Genomic DNA, 17,808 nt, shown 5'->3' with positions numbered 1-17,808 from the left:
GCCCGCGCGAACTAGCGTATTTTCGCAAGTCGGTCAGTTTGGAATTCAAATCGGATGCTATCGAACCAGATGACGTGATCGAGTGGTTCGTGCTTCACAAGAATCTTGTCTTGCGGGCGCCGCGCAGTCTCGGCGTTAAGCCGCTTCAGGACTTCGTCTTCAGAAAGGCCAGACCACTCGTGCGCAAGCAGTGCGAACGCTAAATCCCGCGCCTGCTCAGTTGAGCGGCTCCCAGCCTCGGCATAGCTGAGCGTCACTGATCGATCGATCCACAGATAGGCAAATATCCCGCAGGCGAGAAGCGACGTAACCAAGGCGCCAACCAGAAGGGTCATGCGAAGTGGGGTTTTCTCAATCACCGGCTCGCTCCTAGCGCATCTCGCGCGAACGTTCTGCATTGATTGGCCGACCATGGTTTCCAACTGTATGCCGGTCGACTCTTGTTGCGCGCTAGCTGTTCAGCGTAGTCGTAGACCTTTTTCTCGTTCGCGTCCTTCGTACACGTCAATGTTACTGGCGTGCCTTTTCCAGCGCCACGAGAGAGGGCGCCCTTGAGGGCGTCAAGGGAGGCTGGCGTTGGCTCGCCATCTCGCCCCATCTTAAGGTTGGGAACCCCAAGCCTCCGGTAATTGCCGTCGTCAGCAGGCAAGCGCTCGCCTATCACGCCCGATGCGTTGGGCGGGTACCGCCCGTACTCGTAGTACCGAGTGGCCCCATCACTTCCATAGCCGAGCACGCCACCGTGCCCTCCAAGGCTCGTTGAGCTGAAGCCCAAGCCTGTGTCGATTGGCATGTCTGGGAATTCGACCATACACGCCGCCAACCCTGCAGGATCGACCGCGCCAAGCGGATTTCCATCCACGTATCCGAATCGATTCCACCCGCCATCCAGTCCAATCGGGTCGCCCTGGCTATAGCGCCCCGTCGTTGCGTTGTAGCTTCGGAAGTAGTTGTAGTTGAGCCCACTCTCCTGGTCGTAATACTGCCCCGGATACCTCAGATTGAACTTCACCTCCGACATCCCGGTCATGCCCGGATTCGGCTTCACTTCCAAGTCCGCAAACCGATTCTTCAAGATCGTCGGCTTGTCCTCGCCGAACGCACTGTAATTCCACTGCCAGACGGGCAGCCCATCCGCATTGGTCAACTTGCGTGGCGTGTTCAGGTGGTCGCTGTACACCGCATAAGGCGTGCCGTTGACAATGAACGCGATCGGCATGGGGCCATTGGCCGTGGGGAGGTAGATGTACTGCGCGCGATCTGTGCCATTCGCGCCGCCGGTGCCCAGTTCCGAGAGCAGTGTCCCCTGCTCGTCGTAGACATAGGCACTGCCAAGTTTCTCTGCGTCCGCTTGGACCGGACTCCACAGGCGCGTGAAGAAATTCATAAGGCTCTGCATGAAGCCCGGGTCGTTCTCATCGCCCTGCGCTGGCGGATACAGCGGATCGGTCTTGAAGACGCGCTGGCCCAATGCGTTGTGGGCATAGCGTGTGGTCGGGCTCGTGTCGCTGGCGCCCGTCGTGGCGGCGGCCAGACGACCCTCGGCGTCGTAGGTGAAGCTGCGCAGGCCGTCGCTCACGAGATCGCCATTGGCGTTGTAGCCATAGACCACGCTGGTGTTGCTCGCGCCATTGATAGTCTGGGCAAAACCGCTGAGGCGATTGCTCGCGGTGTCGGCGGTGTAGGCACGCTCCGTGGTCTGGCCATTGCGCACCCGCATGCTGCTGCTTCGGTTGCCATTGGCGTCGTAGCCGAACCCGGCGGTGTTGTCCGTGGCGTTGAAGCTGGTGATGCGGCCGACGTTGTCGTAGCCAACCGCCCAGGTGAGGTCGGCGGCGGCGATGGTGTTGTGGGCAGGATCGGCATCGGCCGGCCCATAGAGGCCTTGCGTGAGGCTCGTGATGCGGCCCGCCGCGTCGTACACATAGCTGCTGAAGTCCGTGGTGGTCATGCGGCCCGCCGTGTCGTAGCTTCGGCTGGCGACCATGGCGGGGCTGGCAAACGCCCACGTCCACGCCACGGGTTTGCCCATCGGATTCCAGGCGATGCCGCTCACCAACGGGCTGCCGTTCCAGTTCAGGCCGCTCAGGCGCCCCGTGGCATCGTAGACATGGGTCAGCGTGGCGCCGCCCGGGTAGCCGATGCTGGCGAGCGTGCCATTGGCGTTGTAGCCATAGCTCAATTGCTGCACGCTGCCGTTGACGAGGGTCTGTGTCTTGAGGGTCACGCGGCCGAAGGTGTCGCGCGTGTATTCGGTGACGCCGCTGCGGTCGACGATCTCGGACAGGTAGCCCCTGCTGCTGGGCGTGAGGTCGTAGCGCAGCGTGCTGGTCTTGCCGTCGGCAAATGCCAAGCTGGTCAGGCGGCCCAGCGCATCGCGGGTGATCGTCGTGGCCTGGCCCAACGCGTCGATGAGCTGGCTTGGAAGGCCCAGGGCGTCGTACTGCGTGCTGAGGCCCCCCTGGTCGGCACTGTTCTCCGCCGTGGCGTTGCCGGCAGCGTCGCGTCCATAAGTGGTGGTCACTCCCTTGAAATCGCTCGCCTGGGTGACGGCGCCCAGCGCGTTGTAAGCCAGGCTGGCCGAGGCGTTGGCGGCATCGGTGACTGTCTTCACGCGGCGCAGGCCGTCCAGCATGTAGGAGGTGCGCTGGTTCAGACCGTTGGTGAACCCGGTGGGCTCGCCGTTGGCGTCGTAGGAAAAACTCGTGCTCTGGTTTTGTCCTTGCGTCACCCCGGTCACGCGGTTGATGCCGTTCACGGTGCGCGCAAGGCTGTACGCCACGGCGCCACCGGTTTTTCCGATCTGCTCGCTCACGCGGTTGCCCATGGCGTCCAACGTGTAGGCGCCCTGCTCGCCCCGGTTGTTGCTCCAACCGATCAACCGGCTCGCCGCGTCGTAGCTGAAGCTCCACTGCAGGCCATTCGGCAGGGCTGCCGTCGCCAGGGTGCCAGTGAGGTTGTACGTGTAGGTGGTGGTCTGGGCCAGCGCCCCCGAGCCAGTGGTTCGCGTCAGGAGGCGATCTCGCGCGTCCCAGGTGAATGCGGTGACCAGCCCGTTGGGGTCGGCCTGGCTGGTGAGCCGATTGCCGCTGTCCCATACGTAGTGGATGGCATGCCCCAGCGCATTCGTCGCACTGAGGGCGTTACCCGCCGAGTCGTAGCTGTAGTGCGTGACGGCGCCATTGGGTTGCGTCGCGGTTTCCACCAGGCCGTTGGCGTCGTAGCTCCAGCTCCAGGTTCTGCTGGTGTTGGGTGAGGCGGAGGTGTCCGTCACGAGCCTGCTCAGCAAGCGCCCTTGCGCATCGTAGGTGTAGGCCGTCGTGCGACCTGCCTGCGTCACCAGCACAGGCAGTGCGAAGTTGGCATGCCATTGCGTCTTCGTTTCCGTCGCATCCGCAGTGCCCGCCGCGCGCGTCACCGAAGTCGGCAACCGTCGCGCTGTATCCCAGATGTAGTCTGTGCGAACGCCTTTGAAGTCGGTCTCCCTGTCGATCAGGCCGTTGGCGTTCTGCGTCCGCTGAAAGGCATCGTTGCCACCCGTGGATGAAGGCGCCGTGGCAAGCATCACGGCCAATTGCTTGGCTTTCTTGCTGTAGAGATAGGTCACCGGCGTACCGATCGGCCCGGTCACGGAAGCGTTTGTAGTGCCAACGTCACTGTAGTCAATCGCGTAGCGATCCACCCCACCCGGCTTCTCCGAACTCAACGCCCGGCCTTGGGCGTCGTAGGTGAAGGTGGAGGCGTTGCCGAGCTCGTCCAACTTTCCGGTGAGCAATTGGGCGAACGTCGCGTTCCCATAGACGTACTGCTCGGTGGTGCCGTCCCCCCGCGTTCCCGAAACCAGTCGGCCTTGCGTGTCATAGCCGTACTGCACACTCCTCGCTCCGGGCGCCCCGACGCTCGAGAGCCGGTTGCTGCCGTCGTATGACAGGTTGAGCACACGGCCCGTGGGGCCGGTGACGCTGGTCAGTCGATCGCCGACGTAAGCGTAGGCGGTCACATGGCCGTCGCGGGTGCTCTCGCTCAGCAGGAGCCCCGACTTCGCGAAGACCTGTGTGACATCGTCGTCGGCTCGCCTATAGGTCCACGTCGAGCCACTGTCGGTCAGGGTGTCGGCATGGTCCATCGCTTGCCAGGCGCCGCCCGGCGCTGCCTGTGTGAAGGCCCTTACGGGGCCCCAGGGGGTCTGGACCGATGCCGTGGCCGGCGAGTTCGCCGCAGTCGCCATCAGAAAGGTGGCGTGGTTGTGCGTCCAGCCGCCGCCAAAGCCCGACACATTGACCGGACCGTTGTTTGCGGCCGAGCGCGCGGGACGGTTGCTGCGGTATATGCGCTCGAACGCCAGCGGGTAGGCACCAGGATCAAGAAGGTCCTGGATCCGTTCGATCTTCTCGCCAGTGACCGGCGCGATCGGGTTGCCGAACTGCGCACCCGCTTGGCAGGACTTGTCTTCGGGCGGATCCACATCCGGTGAGTTGATGAGAACAGCATGGCCGAACGGAGACGGGCGGGCGACCCCTTTGGAATCGACTATCTGGACCACGCAAATCGCATAGTCTCCTTTCCCTTGTGCCTCTACTGTGCCGAGAGCATTCAACCCTTGTGAGTTTGCAAGCGCACTGCAAACGGCTTGCGCTGTCGGCCCCTCAAAGTAAGGGACGCCAGTTAGCCTTGTAGGCGAGGTCGCATATAGCACTTGCTGCGCCCGAACGCTCCCTGCCCCTCCAATCCCTGCGATGAGCAAGGCGATGCACGCCCGATAGAACTGGCGGTTCATGTTCTATTCCTCCCTGCTGTCTTCGCCGTCGAAAGAGTGCGGACGTTCTGACAGGCGCGTAATTTTGGTGGCACATGGCCAAAACCAACCGGAGATTCACACCAAGAAATATCAATTTCGTGCTCTTCTTGAGCTGGATATTCCATTGACTTTTCAAACCAAAGCGAAGGTTCCAAGAGCCGATTTCAGCCGGCGGTCTTTTGCATCGCCGACGATCCGCGAATGAGGGCGTTGACTGCAGCGCAGGGCGCAGACATCGATCGGAAAAATCGCAAGCGAAGCGGCACGACGCAAACGTCCTCGTCACGGTATCGATCACATTACATGCTCGAGCAGGCGCATAGCCTGATCGCCCGTCACCACGAGACCGCATGCTGCTGCTCATTCACCTTGCCGCGGCAACGTCAAGAGCACGCACGCCGCCGCTGGCAACTACGACACGTGGCAGAGGCGCTCTGAAAGAGATGGACCTCGGGGCCCACTTCACGGACTACGACGGCACGCGTTCGGGCGACTTCAAGCCGCTGCGCTACCTGCCCAAGGGCAAGACCGTGGTGCTGGGCCTGGTGACCACCAAGTTCGGCGAGATGGAAGACAAGGACGAACTCAAGCGCCGCATCGACGACGCCGCGAAGTACGTGCCGCTAGAACGGCTCGCGCTGTCGCCGCAATGCGGCTTCTCGAGCACGGTGCACGGCAACAACATCGCGGTCGAGGCGCAGCGCAACAAGCTGCGGCTGGTGATCGAGACGGCGCGCGAGATCTGGCGCACCGACTAGCCCGCAGGCGGGGCTTCGTAACTCGGCGCCACGGTCACACCCAGCGTCGCGAGCCGCTTGCGCATCACCAGCACCGCCTGGTCCTTGCTCAGCAGCCGCGCACGGTGCATCACCGCGAGGTCGATGAAGACCTGGTCGTCGGGGTCCTTGCAGACGAAACGCGCGCGCGGCGGTGTCTCTTGCACGATGCGCGCCTGCGCATCGAAGGCGGCCAGCACCGCTTCGGGCGCGCGCGCGTCCTTGGCCAGCCGCCGCACGATCAGCGGATAGCCCAGCACGCGTGCGAGCTCGACGCGCATCGCTGCGGTGGCCAGCCACCGCAGCGTGCCCGCGGCCAGCGCCGCGCGCAACGCGGCCCAGCGCGGGTCGTCGAAGACCAGCAGGTCGAGCACGATGTTGGTGTCGATGACGATCGCGGTGTCGTCGGCAGAGGGATCAGGGGTCACGAGAACAGGGCCGGCTTGGCCACCATGAGATAGAAGATGCCCAGCATCGCCACGAAGGCCGGGTAGCCCAGCCATTCCCAGTAGCGCGCATAGCGGGCGAAGCGTTCGGGCAGAGGCGTGCCATCGCGCGCCGCCGCCTGTGCCATCGCGGCCAGCTGCAGCTGCAGCCACACCACGGGCAGCCAGCAGGCGCCGGCCAGGACGAACAGGCCCAGCGAGAGCATCAGCCAGGGCGTGCTCAGCGGCAGGCCGGCCAGATGCGCCATCGCGAGGCCGGTGGCCGGCTGCAGCACGATGGTGGGCGTGGTGAACCACCAGTCGGCCCGCACCACCAGCCGCGCCACCACGGCCTGCGCTGCCACGCTGCCGCTGCGGTTGGCGAAGAACATGTAGTAGGCCGAGCCGAAGCCGGTGCCGACCAGCACCACGCTCGACAGGATGTGCAGCCACTTGAGGGTCAGGTAGAGGCTCATCGTCTTGGGCTCGCCAGCAGCCACAGCGCCGCGGCGATGGGCAGGTTCTTGGTCAGGGGCCCGAGCGGATGCAGCCACAGCGCGGGCAGCAACAGCGTCGCGACCACCGTCATGCCGACCATCGCAGCCAGCGCCGCGAAGTAGACGGCGCGCGTCGGCCGCGCCCACAGCAGCAGGCCCAGCAGCGCATCGACGGCCGCGCCGCCCAGGATCAGGCCGCGCCGCAGCGCCGGGTCGCCGACGCCGGCCGCGACCAGCAGCTCGGTGCTCTGGCCGTCGAGTTCCCACACGCTAGCCGCCGCGGTCGCGAGCCACACGAAGACCAGGCTGAAGCGCAGCCAGGCCATGTCACGGGACGCTGCGTTCACGGCCGGAACTCCGATGCGGTCTCGACGCGCAGGTCGGTCACCATGCCCCAGCGCGCGAACTCGGGCGCGAACTCGGCCAGCGCCAGCAGGCCGCTGCTGGTGAACGCCCCCACCGGTGCGGGCTCTCCGCGTGCCCAGCGACGCGCCAGCAGGATCGCGGCCATGCAGGGGATCTCGGGCCCGTGGTCGTCGTCGGCCGCGATGTGCCAGGCCACGCGGGCCGGCCGGCCGCCCGCATCGAGGCCCTGCACGCGCACCACCATGCCGCCCAGTGCCGAGCCCAGGAAGTCGATGGTGCCCGCGGCCCTGTTGAGCCATTTCGCCCAGCGCGCGGGATCGGGCAGCAGGCCCGCCCCGCGCAGGGCAGCCAGCGTGGCGAAGGCCCGCTGCGCGAAGCCCAGCTCGAGCGCGGCGCGGAACATCACGCGCTGCGACACGCCGTAGCGTGCCGGGAAGAGTTCGAGGTCGGGGATGTCGCACAGCGCACCCAGCCGCGGCCGCAGCCGCTCGAAGTGGACGCGCGAAGGGGCGGCCCAGCCGCGCCGCGCCTGCCAGCGGCCCTGGTCCCAGACCTCGACCGGCGCGCCGCAATAGCCCAGCACCGCGGCCATCGTGGCCTCGCCGCGCGGCGCGGTCTGGGCCGGCGCGATGCAGGTGTCGATGACGTCGACGCGCTGCCAGCCGCGCGCCAGTTCGTCGACCACGGCCGAGGACAGCGCGGGCACGGTGCTCGCGCCGCACACGGCACTGCGGCCGGCGGCACGAAAGCGCGCATCGAGCGCCGCCGGAAAATCGCAGACGAAGCGGCGCCCGTCCGAGAGATCGATGTAGTGCGCGCCGGCCGCCGCCGCGGCCTCGGCCACGCCATAGCCCTGCACCTGGAACGGGCCGGCCGTGTGGATCAGCAATTCGATGCCCAGCCGGCGCAACTGCGCGGCGAAGTCGGCGGACGAGAGGTCGATGGCGATGCCGACCGCCCCCTGCCCCACCTCGGCCGCCAGTGCTTCGGCGCGCCGCAGGTCGCGGCCGCCGATGCACAGCGCGATCGCCGGGTCGCCGGCCAGCGCGCGCACGATGCGCGCGCCGAAATTGCCGTAGCCGCCGAGGACCAGCGTCTTCACGAAGCGCCGGCCCGCGGGCCGCCGCCGAAGCCGGCGCTCAACGCTCGATGGTCAGGGCCACGCCCATGCCGCCGCCGATGCACAGCGAGGCGATGCCCTTCTTGGCGTTCTGGCGCTTCATCTCGTGCAGCAGCGTCACCAGGATGCGGCAGCCGGACGCGCCGATCGGATGGCCGATGGCGATCGCGCCGCCGTTGACGTTGACCTTGCTCACGTCCCAGCCCATCTCGCGGTTCACCGCGCAGGCCTGGGCCGCAAAGGCTTCGTTGATCTCCAGCACGTCGAGGTCGGCGGCCTTCCAGCCCGCGCGCTCCAGCGCCTTCTTCGAGGCACCGACCGGGCCCATGCCCATGATCGCCGGGTCGAGGCCCACGGTGGCGTAGCTCGCGATGCGGCCCAGCGGCGTCAGGCCCAGCGCGGCGGCCTTCTTGGCCGTCATCACCATCACGGCGGCCGCGCCGTCGTTGAGGCCCGAGGCATTGCCGGCCGTCACGCCACCAGCCTTGTCGAAGGCGGGGCGCAGCGCGGCCAGGCCTTCGGCGCTCGACTTGCGGTTGATGAACTCGTCCTTGTCGAAGACGATGGGGTCGCCCTTCTTCTGCGGAATGGTGACGGCCGTGATCTCGTCCTTGAACTTGCCGGCGTCCTGCGCGGCCGCGGCCTTGGTCTGGCTGCCCAGGGCGAGTTCGTCCTGCGACGCGCGGTCGATGTTGTACTGCTTGGCCACGTTCTCGGCCGTGATGCCCATGTGGTACTGGTTGTAGACGTCCCACAGGCCGTCGACGATCATGGTGTCGACCAGCTTCCAGTCGCCCATGCGCTGGCCGTTGCGCGAATTCGGCAGCACGTGCGGCGCCAGGCTCATGTTCTCCTGGCCGCCGGCGATCACGATCTCGCTGTCGCCCGTGGCCACGGCCTGCGCCGCGAGCATCACGGCCTTCAGGCCCGAGCCGCAGACGGCGTTGATGGTCAGGCCCGGCGTGGCCTTGGTCAGGCCGCCCTTGAGCAGGGCCTGGCGCGCGGGGTTCTGGCCCGCGCCCGCGGCCAGCACCTGGCCCATGATGACTTCGCCGATCTCCTCGGGCGAGCGGCCGGCGCGCGCCAGCACTTCCTTGATCACGATGGCGCCGAGCTCGGTGGCGGCGATGCCGGCCAGCGAGCCGCCGAACTTGCCGACGGCGGTGCGGGCGGCTGAAACGATGACGATGTCTTCCATGATGAATGCTCTCCGTTGCTTTGGGCTGGAATGAAAAAAAGGAAAAGGATGTTCAGGCGCGGGCCTTGACGTAGCGGCCCGGCGCCGGCTCGCCAGCCACATAGCTGCGGCCCTTGCCGTAGGCCTTGGGCGCGGGGATCTGCTTGCCCGCATGGCCCTTGAGCCATTGCGACCAGTCGGTCCACCAGCTGCCCGGATGCTCGACCGCGCCGGCCAGCCACTCGGACTGCGCCTGGGGTAGCTTGCCGTCCTCGCGGATCCAGTGGCTGCGCTTCTTCTTGGCCGGCGGGTTGATCACGCCCGCGATGTGGCCCGAGGCCCCCATCACGAAGCGCTTCTTGCCGCTCAGCAGTTGCGTCGACGCATAAGCGCCGCCGATGGGCACGATGTGGTCCTCGCGCGAGCCGTAGATGTAGGCCGGGATGTCGATGCGGCCCAGGTCGATCTGCTCGCCGCAGACGGTCAGCGCGTTGGGCTGGGCCAGCTTGTTCTCGAGGTAGGTGTTGCGCAGGTACCAGGCGTAGAAGGGGCCGGGCAGGTTGGTCGCGTCGCTGTTCCAGTAGAGCAGGTCGAAGGGCGGCGGGGTCTCGCCCTTGAGGTAGTTGCCCACCACGTAGTTCCACACCAGGTCGTTGGGGCGCAGGAAGCTGAAGGTCGACGCCAGGTCCATGCCCGGCAGCAGGCCGCCCTGCCCCATCTGCATCTCGCGCAGCTTGACCATCGCCTCGTCGATGAAGATGTCGAGGATGCCGGTGTCCTGGAAGTCGAGCAGCGTGGTCAGCAGCGTGACCGAGGCGGCCGGCTTCTCGCCGCGCGCGGCCAGCACCGCCAGCGCGGTGCCCAGGATGGTGCCGCCGACGCAGAAGCCCAGCGCGTTGATCTGCGGGCTGCCACCGATCTCCTGCACCACGTGGATGGCCTTGATGGCCGCGTCCTCGATGTAGCGGTCCCAGGTGAACTCGCGCATCGACTCGTCGGGGTTGCGCCAGCTCACGACGAACACCCGATGGCCCTGCTCGACCGCATAGCGGATCAGCGAGTTCTCGGGCTGCAGGTCGAGGATGTAGAACTTGTTGATGCAGGGCGGCACCAGCAGGAAGGGCCGCTCGTGGACCTTGGCCGTGAGCGGCTTGTACTCGAGCAGCTGGAACAGCTCGTTTTCGAACACCACCGCGCCCTCGGTGGTCGCGACGTTGCGGCCGACCTCGAAGGCGCTCTCGTCGGTCATGCTCAGGTGGCCCTGCTGGATGTCATGGACCAGGTTCTGCACGCCCTTGGCAATGCTCTCGCCGCGGCTTTCGAGCGCCTTCTGCTGCGCCTCGGCGTTGAAGGCCAGCGAGTTGCTGGGCGAGGAGGCCGCGAGCCATTGCTCGATCGCGAAGCGCAGGCGGGCGCGGGTTTTGGCATCGCTCTCGACCGCGTCGGCCATGCCCAGCAGCGTGCGCGCATTGAGCAGGTAGACGGCGGCGGCGAAGGCCGACAGCGGGTTGCTCGTCCAGGCTTCGCCGGCAAAACGCTTGTCGGCCGCAGGTTGCGCGCTCATGCCCTTGCGCCAGAGTTCGCCGGCCTCGGCCACGTACTGTTCCTGGATCGCCTTGAGCTTGTCGGGGGCGAAGCTCAAGCGGGGTATCTCGGGTGCGGCACCGGGCGCGCCCATCGACTGGAAGGACGACAACGCCTTCTGCCAGCCTTGGGTCAATGCTTCCTGGAACGGGGTGAAGGCATCGGAGGATGCGGCCTGCTGCTTCATGGGTTCTCCTGGTTCCTGGACTGCTTTTGATTTTGAGTATCCTGCATTCGATGGGTGCCCACAACGCGGCGCCCGCGCATTTCAGCTTTTCTCTTTCCCTCCTTCGCATCCCATGTCTCTCTACCTCGTGATCATCGCCTGGCTCTACGTCACCGTGATGATGGCCGTGGCCGAAGCCACCAACACGAACGGCACGGTGCTGGGCGCCATCTTCACCTTTCTACTCTATGGCCTGCTGCCGCTGTCCCTGGTGGTTTACCTGATGAGCACGCCCGCGCGGCGCCGGGCACTGAAGGAAAAGGAAGCCGCGGCCCGTGAAGCCGCGCGCCTCGCGGCCGCCGCCAAGGCGGCATCAGACGCGCCAGATGGCGGCGGCGAAGCGCCCGCTGACACCGTCGCGCCGGTGCGAGAAAAACCGTAACGGATTGCGCACCGTGCACCAGGCCTCGCTGCCGTCGTTGCCGTAGATCCCCGTCACGCCGGCCGAGCGCAGCCGCTGGCGCGCGAGCGCGGGCAGGTCGGCCCACCACTTGCCCGGGGCGCCCGTGGGGCGAAAGCATTGCCCAGCCTCGGCCGATGACGCCTCGAACGCGGCCTTGACCTCGTCGCCGACCTCGAAGGCCTGCGGCCCGATGCAAGGGCCGAGCCAGGCGATGGGACGCGCTTCACCGAAGCTGTCGACGCTGCGCTCGAGCACGCCCGCGGCCAGGCCGCGCCAGCCTGCATGCGCGGCCGCCACGCGCCGGCCCTGCGCATCGGTGAACAGCACCGGCAGGCAGTCGGCCACCATCATCGTGCAGGCCAGGCCCGCGTGGGTGGTGGTGCAGGCATCGGCCACCGCGCCGTCGGGCGTGCCGGGCTGCAGCGCCAGCACGTCGGCGCCATGGACCTGCTGCAGGAACACCGCCTTCGCACCGATGGCCGCGCGCAACTGCGCCCGGTTGGCGGCCACATGCGCCGGGTCATCGCCCACATGGTCGCCGAGGTTCAGCCCGCGCCAGGCGCCCTGCGAGACGCCGCCCGCGCGCGTGGTGCAGACGGCCCGCACGCCCGCGGGCGCGGGCCAGTCGGGCTGCAGCCAGTCCAGGCGCTCAAGCTGCGACATCGGCGACCCGCATCAGCACGGAACGGATCTGCGCCAGAGATACCGTGGAACCGGCTTCGCCGGGCCACTGGTATCGCCCCCTGGAGGGGGAGGCGCCGAAGGCGCATCGGGGGTGAGTCATGTTTCTGCGTCAGGGCAGTGGGAAGGTTGCGCGCGTTGAAACGCATCGAGCTGCATCGCCGCTTCATACGCCGCCATCGTGCGCGGCAGGCCGCTCAGGTCGGCGTCGAAACGCTGGGCGTTGAAGATCTGCGGCACCAGGCAGCAGTCGGCCAGCGTGGGCGTGTTGCCGTAGCAGTAGAGGCTGGCGGGCAGGCGTGCCAGCTGGCGCTCGAAGGCTTCGAGGCCGTCGCGCACCCAGTGGCGGTACCAGGCGTTCTTGGCGGCCTCGTCGACCTTGAGCTCGCGCACCAGGTACTTGAGCACGCGCAGGTTGTTGATCGGGTGGATCTCGCAGGCGATCATCTGCGCCAGTGCGCGCACGCGCTGGCGGCCCACCGGGTCGTGCGGCAGCAGCGGCGGCTCGGGGTGCAGTTCGTCGAGGTATTCGATGATCGCCATCGACTGCGAGAACAGTTCGCCGCCCGACGACGCATCCTCTTCCAGCACCGGCACCAGCATGTCGGCCGACAGCGTGTTGAACGGCGCCTGGTGGTTCTCGCCGCGCGCGATGTGCACCGGCACGTAGTCGTAGGCCAGGCCCTTGAGGTTCAGCGCGATGCGCACGCGGTACGAGGAGGAGGAGCGAAAGTAGTTGTGCAGCTTCATCATGCATCGAGCATATCGCGGCCCCTGCGCGGCGGGGCCCCGGCACACGGGCCCGAGGGCCTATCACGTCCCGATGACGAAGCGCCTTGCTTACCCCCTCGACGCACGGGTTTACCCTGAGTTGTCACACAAAGTTTCTCTAATCGGAAGGCGCCCGGCAACGGGCGCCACGCGCATGTCCGGCGCCCCGCGCAAGCAGCCGCCGGCATCCCCCCAACGAAGAAACGACTTCCATGAAAAACACTCTCGTCGCCATCGCGGCCCTGACCGCCGCCGCCGGCGCCTTCGCCCAATCCAACGTCCAGCTCTTCGGTGTGCTCGACGCCTCGCTGGCCCACATCAAGGCCGACAATTCCAGCATCACCGGCCTGGCCAACGGCGGCCAGTCGAGCAGCCGCCTGGGCTTCCGCGGCGTCGAGGACCTCGGCGGCGGCCTGGCCGCGGGCTTCTGGCTCGAAGCCGGCATCAACGTCGACAACGGCAACAGCGCCGGCCTGTCCTTCGACCGCCGCTCGACCGTGAGCCTGTCGACCAACGAACTGGGCGAGCTGCGCCTGGGCCGCGACAAGTCGCCGGCCTACCTCAACATCGAGACCTTCGATCCCTTCGGCGACGTCGGCGTGGGCGGCATCGGCGGCTCGAACCTGGTCGGCAGCGCCTCCTCGGCGGTCGGCACGCCCGAAGGCAGCGCGCCCAAGCGCACCAGCAACGGCATCAACTACCTGCTGCCCGCCACGCTGGGCGGCTTCTACGGCCAGGTCCAGTACGCCTTCGGCGAACAGGTCTCGAACGTGGCCAACGACACGCTGCGCGACTCGGTCGCCCTGCGCCTGGGCTACGGTTCGGGCCCGCTGAACGTGACCCTGGGCTACGGCGAGACGCGCGGCGGCACCACTGCCGTGGGCGTGGACTACAAGTCGACCAACATCGGCGCCTCGTACAACTTCGGCGTCGCCAAGCCCATGATCGTGTACGCCAGCGAGAAGGGCAACGGCCGCCGCGTCGACCTGCTGGGCGTGGGTGTGACCGTGCCCGTGGGCGCCGGCGAGATCCGCGCGGCCTACAGCCACTTCCAGCGCAAGGACATCGACAACGCCGACTCGGACAAGTTCGCGCTGGGCTACGGCTACAACCTGTCCAAGCGCACCCAGGTCTACGGCACCATCGCCCGCGTGAGCAACGACGACCGCGCGAACCGCGGCCTGGCCGTGTCCTCGTCCTCGCTGGCCAGCCCGACCATCGCGCTGGGCAGCAGCGTGACCGGCTACGAACTGGGCCTGCGCCACAGCTTCTGATCCCCGCCAGCGGCCTCCACGGGCCCTGACCTGACGCGTGCCGCGCCGTCCCTGCGAAGGGGCGCCGCGGCACGTCTTCGTTGCGCCTCTGGCAAACTGCCGTTCTCGCTTCAAAGGACGAACAAGCAAATGGCTTCCGAGTACGTTTTCCCCGCGCCGGCCGTGGTCAGCATCCCCGTCGCCGGCCAGCCCGCCCGCTTCCCGGTGCACCGCATCTACTGCGTGGGCCGCAACTACGAGGAACATGCCAAGGAAATGGGCTTCACCGGCCGCGAGCCGCCCTTCTTCTTCATGAAGCCGGCCGACGCGGTGGTGGTGGTCGATGCCGGCCAGACCGGCACCATGGCCTACCCTTCGCTCACCCACAACCTGCACCACGAGATCGAGCTGGTGGTGGCCATCGGCACCGGTGGCAAGAACATCGCCGCGGCCGATGCGCAAAAACACATCTTCGGCTATGCCGTGGGCCTGGACATGACCCGGCGCGACCTGCAGGGCGAGATGAAGAAGCAGGGCCGCCCCTGGGACATCGGCAAGAGCTTCGAGCAGAGCGCGCCCATCGGCCCGATCGTGCCCGTGGCTGAGGCCGGCGACGCACCCAACGCCGAGATCGCGCTGCAGGTCAACGGCAGCGACCGCCAGCGCAGCACGGTGAGCAAGCTGATCTGGAACATCGCCGAGACCATCGAGCACCTGTCGGCCGCCTGGGAGCTGCAGCCCGGCGACCTGATCTTCACCGGCACGCCCGAGGGCGTGACCGCGGTGGTCGCGGGCGACACGCTGGTCGGCACCGTGGCCGGCCTGCCGACCCTCACCGTGAAGATCGTCTGAGCGATGAGCGTCATCCACCTTCCCATCAAGCACTGCAAGAACTGCGGCACCGCCGTGGTCTACCGCGTGCCCGACGACGGCGACACACGCGAGCGCGCCGTGTGCCCGGCCTGCCACACCATCCACTACGAGAACCCGGTCAACGTGGTGGGCACCATCCCCGTGCTGGGCGAGCGCGTGCTGCTGTGCAAGCGCAACATCGAACCGCGCTGGGGCAAGTGGACGCTGCCGGCCGGTTTCATGGAACTCAACGAATCGACGGCCCAGGGCGCCGCGCGCGAGACCGATGAAGAGGCCGGCGCGCACTTCGAGATCGAAGGCCTGTTCGCCGTGATGAGCGTGATCCGCGTGGGCCAGGTCCACCTGTTCTACCGCGCGCGCCTGCTCGACGACGTGTTCGACCCGGGCCACGAGACCATCGAGGCGAAGCTCTTCACCGAGGAAGAGATTCCCTGGGACGAGATCGCCTTCCGCACGGTGCGCGAGGCGCTGCGCTGCTATTTCGACGACCGTCGGCGCGGCAATTTCGACCGCGTGCACACCCTGGACATCACTTGAACCTCTTCATGAAGACCCAACGCCTCGCCTTCGTTCTCTTCGGCGCCATCGCCGCCTGCACGGCCGGCGCCGAGCAGGTGGGCGAGGTCGACACGGTCTTCAAGCTCATCGGCCCCGACCACAAGATCGTGGTCGAGGCCTACGACGACCCGCAGGTCGCCGGCGTGACCTGCTATGTCTCGCGCGCCAAGACCGGTGGCGTCAAGGGCGCCTTCGGCCTGGCCGAGGACAAGGCCGAGGCCTCGATCGCCTGCCGCCAGGTCGGCCCAGTGAGCTTCACCGAGCCGATCAAAAAGCGCGACGAGATCTTCAGCGAGCGCCAGTCGATCATGTTCAAGCGCCTGCGCGTGGTGCGCATGGTCGACGCCAAGCGCAACACGCTGGTCTACCTGAGCTACTCCGACCGGCTGGTCGAGGGCTCGCCGCAGAACAGCGTGACCGCGGTGCCGGTCGACCGGGCCACGCCGATTCCCCTGAAGTAGACGAAGCGAACCCGCACGGATGACCACAGCCCCCGGCAACGCCGTCCGCGAACTCTATGCCGCGCTGTGGCGCTTCGCCGAAGGCGCGCGCGGGCAATTGCTGGGCGCGACCGCGCTGCTCACCGGCTCGCAGTTGGTCAAGCTGACCCTGCCCTACCTCGCGGGCCAGGCCATCAACGCATTGCAACGCGGCGACCTGCGCGGCTCGGGCGGCTGGATCGCCACGCTGACCGGCGTCTACCTGTTCTCCTGGATGCTGCACGGCCCGGGCCGCATCCTCGAGCGCAACGTCGGCGTCAGGGTGCGCGAATCGCTGGCCGACCAGCTCTATGTGCGGCTGGCGTCGGCGCCGCTGGTCTGGCACGACGGGCACCATTCGGGCGAGCTGCAGCACCGCGTGCACCAGGCCAGCCGCGCGCTCTCGGACTTCGCGCAGAACCAGTTCATCTGGCTCACCAACGTGGTCAACATCGTCGGCCCGCTGGTGGCGCTGACGCTGCTGTCGCGCAGCAGCGGCATCACCGCGCTCGCGGGCTATGTGGTGATCGGCCTGATCATCCTGCGCATCGACCGCGCGCTGATGCGGCTCGCGCGCACCGAGAACGACGCCGACCGGCGCTACGTGGCCGCGCTGCTGGACTTTGTCGGCAACACCTCGACCGTGATCGGCTTGCGGCTGCAAGGCGCCTCGCGCCTGCTGCTGCGCGCGCGCATGGCGGCCATCTCGGTGCCGCTCAAGCGCACCGTGGTGCTCAACGAAGGCAAGTGGTTCACCGTCGACATGCTGGGCCTGATGCTGACCTGGGGCCTGGTGGTGCTGTACGTGTGGCAGTCGCGCACGCCGGGCCAGGCGGTGCTGCTGGGCTCGGTGTTCATGATCTACCAGTACGCGCAGCAGGCGGCCGGCGTGGTGTCGTCGATGGCGGCCAACTTCCAGTTCTTCGCGCGCATGCACACCGACTACGGCAGCGCGGCGCCGATCTGGGAAGCGCCGCACGGCCCCGCGCTGACCACGCCGCCCGAGCAGGTGCCCGCGCACGAGCGCATCGACGCCGGCACGCGCTGGTCGCAGCTCGCGGTGGACGGCCTGCGCTGGGACTACGCGCGGCGCGGCGAGCCGGTCGAAGGCGAGACCGTGCGCAGCGGCTTGCACGAGGTGGCGCTCACGCTGCGCCGCGGCCAGCGCGTGGCGCTGGTGGGCCCCAGCGGCGGCGGCAAGAGCACGCTGCTGCGGCTGCTGGCCGGCCTCTACGCACCGCAGGCCGGCACGCTGGCCTTCGACGGCCAGCCAGCCGACTGGGGCCGGCTGCGCCAGATCGCCACCCTGATCCCGCAGGAGACCGAGGTGTTCGAGGCCAGCGTGCGCGAGAACCTCACCTTCGGCCGGCCCGGCGACGACGCGGCCCTGCTCGCCGCGCTGCATGCCAGCGCCTTCGACGAGGTGCTGGCGGCCACGCAGGGCAGCCTCGACACACCCCTGTCGGAGCGCGGCTTCAACCTCTCGGGCGGCCAGCGCCAGCGGCTGTGTCTGGCGCGCGGCGTGCTCGCGGCCCAAGGCAGCACGCTGCTGCTGCTCGACGAGCCTACCAGCGCGCTCGACGCGGCCACCGAGGCCCGCGTGCTCGAGCGCATCGCCAACGCCTTCCCCGAAGCCTGCGTGGTGGCCTCGATCCACCGGCTGAGCCTGCTCGATCGCTTCGACACCGTGGTGCTGATGGAAGCCGGCCGGGTGCTCGATGCCGGCCCGCGCGAGGCCGTGCTGGCCCGCCAGCCGCTGCTGCAACGCATGGTTGCGCCGAACTAGGGCCTTGGGGGAACCCTCGGGGGCGAATGCGTTCC

The 17,808-nt window shown here is 67.6% G+C and carries 17 protein-coding genes and 1 pseudogene; 8 read left to right on the top strand and 10 right to left on the bottom strand.

What is annotated here, in order from left to right:
• Positions 1-11: 11 nt before the first annotated feature.
• On the bottom strand, positions 12-359 hold the full coding sequence (locus A9977_RS00595; protein WP_310936069.1) for an Imm58 family immunity protein: 348 nt from the start codon (positions 357-359) through the stop codon (positions 12-14).
• Positions 356-4,543: an RHS repeat-associated core domain-containing protein gene (locus tag A9977_RS00590; RefSeq protein ID WP_183022917.1), complete on the bottom strand. Its 4,188-nt coding sequence runs from the start codon at positions 4,541-4,543 to the stop codon at positions 356-358. Before A9977_RS00590 ends, A9977_RS00595 begins: the two co-directional genes overlap by 4 nt.
• A gap of 232 nt (positions 4,544-4,775) precedes the next feature.
• Here A9977_RS00590 and A9977_RS00585 point away from each other — a divergent pair, with 232 nt between their 5' ends.
• Complete coding sequence (locus A9977_RS00585; RefSeq protein WP_183022916.1) at positions 4,776-5,003, top strand: hypothetical protein; 228 nt, start codon at positions 4,776-4,778, stop codon at positions 5,001-5,003.
• Positions 5,004-5,168: 165 nt separating this feature from the next.
• Positions 5,169-5,556, top strand: a pseudogene (locus A9977_RS00580) (5-methyltetrahydropteroyltriglutamate--homocysteine S-methyltransferase); the annotation flags it as partial.
• On the opposite strand, the gene A9977_RS00575 reads toward A9977_RS00580, so the two are convergent.
• Genes A9977_RS00575 through phaC form a run of 6 tightly spaced genes read right to left on the bottom strand, consistent with a single transcriptional unit; the run spans position 5,553 to position 10,930 of the window.
• Positions 5,553-6,002, bottom strand: coding sequence for a putative toxin-antitoxin system toxin component, PIN family (locus tag A9977_RS00575; protein WP_310936068.1), 450 nt, complete (start codon positions 6,000-6,002; stop codon positions 5,553-5,555). The pseudogene A9977_RS00580 and the gene A9977_RS00575 overlap by 4 nt on opposite strands.
• Positions 5,999-6,475: a DUF2269 domain-containing protein gene (locus A9977_RS00570; RefSeq protein ID WP_183022914.1), complete on the bottom strand. Its 477-nt coding sequence runs from the start codon at positions 6,473-6,475 to the stop codon at positions 5,999-6,001. The genes A9977_RS00575 and A9977_RS00570 overlap by 4 nt, the downstream gene beginning before the upstream one ends.
• Positions 6,472-6,822 carry a DoxX-like family protein gene (locus A9977_RS00565; protein ID WP_183022955.1) on the bottom strand — a complete coding sequence of 117 codons (351 nt, stop codon included), beginning with the start codon at positions 6,820-6,822 and terminating at the stop codon, positions 6,472-6,474. Before A9977_RS00565 ends, A9977_RS00570 begins: the two co-directional genes overlap by 4 nt.
• 17 nt (positions 6,823-6,839) lie before the next feature.
• Positions 6,840-7,964: a saccharopine dehydrogenase family protein gene (locus A9977_RS00560; protein ID WP_183022913.1), complete on the bottom strand. Its 1,125-nt coding sequence runs from the start codon at positions 7,962-7,964 to the stop codon at positions 6,840-6,842.
• A gap of 37 nt (positions 7,965-8,001) precedes the next feature.
• Positions 8,002-9,180 (bottom strand): acetyl-CoA C-acetyltransferase, encoded by a 1,179-nt coding sequence (locus A9977_RS00555; RefSeq protein WP_183022912.1) that lies wholly within the window; start codon positions 9,178-9,180, stop codon positions 8,002-8,004.
• Between the two features lie 52 nt (positions 9,181-9,232).
• Positions 9,233-10,930, bottom strand: a complete 1,698-nt coding sequence (gene phaC, locus A9977_RS00550) for a class I poly(R)-hydroxyalkanoic acid synthase (protein ID WP_183022911.1) — start codon at positions 10,928-10,930, stop codon at positions 9,233-9,235.
• Between the two features lie 112 nt (positions 10,931-11,042).
• Here phaC and A9977_RS00545 point away from each other — a divergent pair, with 112 nt between their 5' ends.
• Positions 11,043-11,351 carry a hypothetical protein gene (locus A9977_RS00545; protein ID WP_183022910.1) on the top strand — a complete coding sequence of 103 codons (309 nt, stop codon included), beginning with the start codon at positions 11,043-11,045 and terminating at the stop codon, positions 11,349-11,351.
• Here the strand turns inward: A9977_RS00545 and pgeF are convergent.
• Positions 11,283-12,035: a peptidoglycan editing factor PgeF gene (pgeF, locus tag A9977_RS00540; protein ID WP_183022909.1), complete on the bottom strand. Its 753-nt coding sequence runs from the start codon at positions 12,033-12,035 to the stop codon at positions 11,283-11,285. The genes A9977_RS00545 and pgeF overlap by 69 nt on opposite strands.
• A 117-nt stretch (positions 12,036-12,152) precedes the next feature.
• On the bottom strand, positions 12,153-12,803 hold the full coding sequence (maiA, locus tag A9977_RS00535) for a maleylacetoacetate isomerase (protein WP_183022954.1): 651 nt from the start codon (positions 12,801-12,803) through the stop codon (positions 12,153-12,155).
• A 233-nt stretch (positions 12,804-13,036) separates the two neighbouring features.
• Between maiA and A9977_RS00530 the strand changes: the two genes are divergently transcribed.
• The 5 genes from A9977_RS00530 (at position 13,037) to A9977_RS00510 (ending at position 17,773) form a co-directional block, all read left to right on the top strand.
• Complete coding sequence (locus A9977_RS00530) at positions 13,037-14,098, top strand: porin (protein WP_183022908.1); 1,062 nt, start codon at positions 13,037-13,039, stop codon at positions 14,096-14,098.
• Between the two features lie 129 nt (positions 14,099-14,227).
• Entirely contained in the window at positions 14,228-14,929 is a 702-nt protein-coding gene (locus tag A9977_RS00525) for a fumarylacetoacetate hydrolase family protein (protein ID WP_183022907.1), read from the top strand.
• A 3-nt stretch (positions 14,930-14,932) separates the two neighbouring features.
• Positions 14,933-15,487, top strand: coding sequence for an NUDIX hydrolase (locus A9977_RS00520; protein ID WP_183022906.1), 555 nt, complete (start codon positions 14,933-14,935; stop codon positions 15,485-15,487).
• Positions 15,488-15,495: 8 nt separating this feature from the next.
• Positions 15,496-15,969 carry a CreA family protein gene (locus A9977_RS00515; RefSeq protein ID WP_183022905.1) on the top strand — a complete coding sequence of 158 codons (474 nt, stop codon included), beginning with the start codon at positions 15,496-15,498 and terminating at the stop codon, positions 15,967-15,969.
• A gap of 19 nt (positions 15,970-15,988) precedes the next feature.
• A complete protein-coding gene (locus A9977_RS00510; protein ID WP_183022904.1) occupies positions 15,989-17,773 on the top strand; it encodes an ABC transporter ATP-binding protein in 1,785 nt (594 codons plus the stop codon).
• The last annotated feature ends 35 nt before the right edge of the window (positions 17,774-17,808 follow it).

Source organism: Variovorax sp. UMC13 (genome assembly GCF_014170375.1).
GTDB lineage: Bacteria > Pseudomonadota > Gammaproteobacteria > Burkholderiales > Burkholderiaceae_C > Variovorax.
The sequence above is the reverse complement of the archived record's forward strand: the minus strand, read 5'-3'. Positions and strand labels throughout refer to the sequence as shown.